The 219-nt window shown below is 65.8% G+C and carries 1 protein-coding gene; it reads right to left on the bottom strand.

Annotated elements, in window-relative coordinates:
• Window positions 1-219: 13E12 repeat family protein (locus F0Q45_RS27365; protein ID WP_262491219.1), on the bottom strand; the 219-nt coding region annotated here is incomplete at both ends.

Genomic DNA, 219 nt, shown 5'->3' with positions numbered 1-219 from the left:
CGCGGGCAGCCGGCCGCCCAACTCTTCGTCGCTGGCTTGTTCGGCGAGCTGATTGATCAGCGCGTGTTCGATGGTGGGCAGCTGGCGGCGCGCGGTTTCGCAGCGCTGCAGCAGGGCCAGGCGCTCGGGGGTCGTCAACGCATCAAAGGACAACTCCTGCAGCTGCGTCATTGTCGCTGCCAGCGCGTCAAACACCGCGACGACCTCTTCACGACTACT

It is taken from the genome of Mycobacterium simiae, assembly GCF_008370645.1.
GTDB lineage: Bacteria > Actinomycetota > Actinomycetes > Mycobacteriales > Mycobacteriaceae > Mycobacterium > Mycobacterium simiae_A.
The sequence above is the reverse complement of the archived record's forward strand: the minus strand, read 5'-3'. Positions and strand labels throughout refer to the sequence as shown.